At 30.8% G+C, this 3,491-nt stretch carries 5 protein-coding genes; 4 read left to right on the top strand and 1 reads right to left on the bottom strand.

The genetic code is table 11. The annotated features are described in order from the left end of the window. Window positions 1–196 precede the first annotated feature (196 nt). Complete coding sequence (locus tag BIV60_RS13725; RefSeq protein WP_071356305.1) at window positions 197–418, top strand: hypothetical protein; 222 nt, start codon at window positions 197–199, stop codon at window positions 416–418. A gap of 402 nt (window positions 419–820) precedes the next feature. Next, complete coding sequence (locus BIV60_RS13720; protein ID WP_071356304.1) at window positions 821–1,249, top strand: hypothetical protein; 429 nt, start codon at window positions 821–823, stop codon at window positions 1,247–1,249. A 284-nt stretch (window positions 1,250–1,533) separates the two neighbouring features. On the opposite strand, the gene BIV60_RS13715 is transcribed toward BIV60_RS13720, so the two are convergent. Further along, window positions 1,534–1,968, bottom strand: a complete 435-nt coding sequence (locus tag BIV60_RS13715) for a gamma-glutamylcyclotransferase family protein (protein ID WP_071356303.1) — start codon at window positions 1,966–1,968, stop codon at window positions 1,534–1,536. A 186-nt stretch (window positions 1,969–2,154) separates the two neighbouring features. On the opposite strand from BIV60_RS13715, the gene BIV60_RS13710 reads away from it, so the two are divergent. Together BIV60_RS13710 and BIV60_RS13705 are read left to right on the top strand one after the other, a co-directional pair. Next, window positions 2,155–2,493 carry a hypothetical protein gene (locus tag BIV60_RS13710; protein ID WP_071356302.1) on the top strand — a complete coding sequence of 113 codons (339 nt, stop codon included), beginning with the start codon at window positions 2,155–2,157 and terminating at the stop codon, window positions 2,491–2,493. A gap of 335 nt (window positions 2,494–2,828) precedes the next feature. Beyond that, window positions 2,829–3,221, top strand: coding sequence for a GNAT family N-acetyltransferase (locus BIV60_RS13705; RefSeq protein WP_071356301.1), 393 nt, complete (start codon window positions 2,829–2,831; stop codon window positions 3,219–3,221). Window positions 3,222–3,491: the final 270 nt, after the last annotated feature.

Below are 3,491 nucleotides of genomic sequence, written 5' to 3'. Positions count from 1 at the left end.
GCTAATACTTTATACCTATTAAAAATACATAATATGTAAAATAGCGTTACTTCCGAATCTTTTTTCAAAAAATCCATTAAATCTATTTCAATTATTACAGTATTGTTACATAATTGTAACATATAAGTCTGAAAGAATTTTTTATCTAACTTTTTTCATCTTTAAAAGAATAAAAATAGTAGAAAGGGAAATTAATTTGAAGGAATTTACAGTTTGCTATACATTTGATCATGATATCATAACCGAAAAAATGATAAAAGAATTAGGTGTTAAAAAAGAAGATGTTGAACAGGAAGTAATTGAAAAAATGGAACGGAATAAATACTTTATTGTCAACAATGAACAAGGGAATTTTATGATAAATTCCTATTTAGTTCGTTATGTGCGAATCGTTAGTGAAAAGATATTGGTCAAATAGCAATACAGAATAAGGTGTAAATGAAAATCCAAACAATAGCCTAATGCAACAATATAGGAAATTTAACTAGACATGAGACCCATTTAGGGTCTGTTTTTAATTTGAAATTGAATTGTAAAGTACTATTAATTTTTTTGATAAAGAGTTATGCTATAATTTCGAAAATTGATTATTACATAAAACCCAAAAAAATTTATAACCAAATCCAATTACAACATAATGCAATAAATACTTCCCACTGTCCCATAGATTGGAAAACATTTGGTTAATCAAATCATACTTTTTTCATAGTTCAAAGAAAAACATCATCTGTTACAATGAAATCAACATGTAACAATAAGGATCTAGGAAGTAAACTACATCAAATTGAATGAGGAAATTGAAAGGATATTGGTGGATTAAATGCTATACATATGGGATATTGAAGAAATTATTAAAAATACCTTAAATCAACATAACTTAGAAATTATTTATGAATTTAATAATAAACTGAATGCACCCATGAGTTATAATGTATCGACAAATACAATCAAGTTTAATTACTTGCAAGTTAACGGCTATAAAGATAAATTGAACTTTAAAATTAAAGAGACCGATGAAAACTTTGTAAAACTAATTCTTTATCATGTACTCGGGTACTATTTAGATTTCAAAAAAAACAAACATGATACCAGGATTCTCATGTACGGTGAAGATGATGAAATTGAACAGCTAAAAACGATCATCGAAACGAATGCTTGGGATTACGGGAGAACCCTGGTTCCAAAACAACTATTAGATTCTTATGATAAGGTTCGTGAATTAGATCAAATGTTGCTAAAAAACAATTAAATGAGGAACGCAATTTTCATTGTTCCTTTCCCTTTTTTCGGGTAAAAGGAAGGTTTAATTGTTCAAACTCCTTTTTCAAATGATTGATCTTTTCAAAATCATAATAAATTTGGATGACAAAATGGTCTAAACGTAACATCTCCTATTACCTATCACCTTTCCGTCATAATGCTTAAAATATATTAATCTATTATTAATCCATAACAGACATCATTTAAATTTATTATTCTCCTTCAAAAAAATCCCGCTTAAAAAGGTTTTATTTCTCCAATATAGGCCTATTTTCACGCCATTTTATTCGGTTTAATATTTTTTGCTCTTTGCTTCAATACACGATATTGACACCAGTCTCCATTTTCTATTAGCTGCATGTTTTTTGAATTGCTTTTATCCGGAAGAACATATACAACGGCCTGGTAATTTCCATTATCAGTTTGGATTAATTGTTCCACTCGATCATAAAGATTATTTTTGCCAACCCCATGGTATTCTTCCAACCGATCAAGGTCAGAAAGGTTCGCATCATCCACTAAATAAAGTTCTCCCACTACTTTCCCTTCAGTTGATTGGACTAAAAATGGATACCCATGATGTGAATCAAAGAGCTTTCCTTCGGTCCAACAACCGTTTTCTACACAAACTGCATTCTTCAGCAACTTATGATTACGCTCTTGCTTTCTTAATGTGCCGTAAACAAAAACCAAGTGCCTATTTTCCACCGTTATCACTCCCGTGTTAAGTTTTTAATATGCTCCCTGTTAATGAGGTCTTCTTTCAATTCATTATCTTGCATATATTTAAAAAAAGGAAAGTTAAAATTTAGCCATTTTCATTCCCATTGTATGGCCCCTTTATTGATTTATTTCTTGGGATTAAAAATTATTCGAAGGATGTGTCAGACCAAAATGGATTTAAATACGTTCATCAAAATTTACCAAGCTTTTTTACTCGAATGTGAGCAGAAGGGATGGCAAATCGAGGTTCTTGTTGAGGAATTCGGTAATCATCTTGCATCCATCAAAAATAATGAAGGAACGGAAGTACAATTTTTTATTGAGTTGGATGTAGAAAACAGTGAAAAGCTTAATGATAAAAAAAATCAAGGCAAGCTGGATTATGGCGTTCTAAGAAAGCAAGGTGCAGAGGATATATTTGCACAAGAAGTATTGGATGCATTCCATCAATTTTGGACAAAGAATGTTCCTAGGCGGATTTCGTCCTTTATTGTCAATAAACCTTCCTGAAACTTCAAAAATCGTGCACTTCAAATGCCTCCACAGAAACTATCTTCTCGATTTCTCCTTATATATCCCCCCTTTTTATGATTGATTCGTGCTGGGAGATTAAAAAAAGAATAAATTCAAAAAGCCAATCCAAGATTGGCTTTTTGAACGATTATCCAAGATTACATATCTTGTAAGTTATCTGATATTGAATTGTAATGCTCTTATAACGAATTTAATAAAATGCTGTGTTATAATACTGAAAAAATAGATTGATACATAAAGTTTTTCGGAGATCGTTAAGGGAAACATTCTGCTGTTGTTAAGTTAAAAGTTATGATAAGCGAGGGATGGATTTGTTAATAAGATATAAAAAAAGTTATGAAAAAATTGCAATGGGTCTTTTATCATTTATTCCGAGCGAAAAGGATCTTAAAAAACTTATGATAACCATGAATGAGTATGATTCTGGGAAGAACCGCAAACTCTACCTGTGGAAAGAAAAAGAGGGTTATATCGGTCTGATTGGTGTATTGTTTACAAATAACCAAATCCAGATACACCATATTGCCATAAACCCTTCTCATCGTAATCAAGGATTCGGCAAGCATTTGGTTAAAGCTTTAAAAAGACTTTATCCCTATACGCCCATAACTTCAACTGAAAACACTAAAACTTTTTTACAGAAATGCAACATGTTAGAGGATATGCAAAAAGGTAAGCAAAATCTAATTTCTCTACAAAATTGACTTTTATTATGGTTACATTATTGCTGCCTATTGAGGATTAGTAAAATAGGATTATTGATTCTCTCCTCTTTATCTACGTAATCTAATAGATCAGGCACCTATCCAAAACAAATCAGGTGCCTGTTTATGTTACAGTTCACCTTAACAATAATATAAGTAGTGGATTTCACAGAAAAAATCACACTACTTTTACAAAGGCTATTTTCGCATAGATTGTTGTTTTTCGTATAAGATTATCAACCCGTATAACTAAATGCTTCGTGGCATCTT

The sequence above is a fragment of the Bacillus sp. MUM 116 genome (assembly GCF_001866655.1).
In the GTDB taxonomy this organism is placed as follows: Bacteria; Bacillota; Bacilli; order Bacillales; family Cytobacillaceae; genus Neobacillus.
This window is presented reverse-complemented; position numbering and strand designations above follow the sequence as displayed.

Excerpts from the sequence above, each read along its gene's own strand:
- BIV60_RS13720 (WP_071356304.1), top strand. The coding sequence starts at position 821 with ATGCTATACATATGGGATATTGAAGAAATTATTAAAAATACCTTAAAT.
- BIV60_RS13710 (WP_071356302.1), top strand. The coding sequence starts at position 2,155 with ATGGATTTAAATACGTTCATCAAAATTTACCAAGCTTTTTTACTCGAA.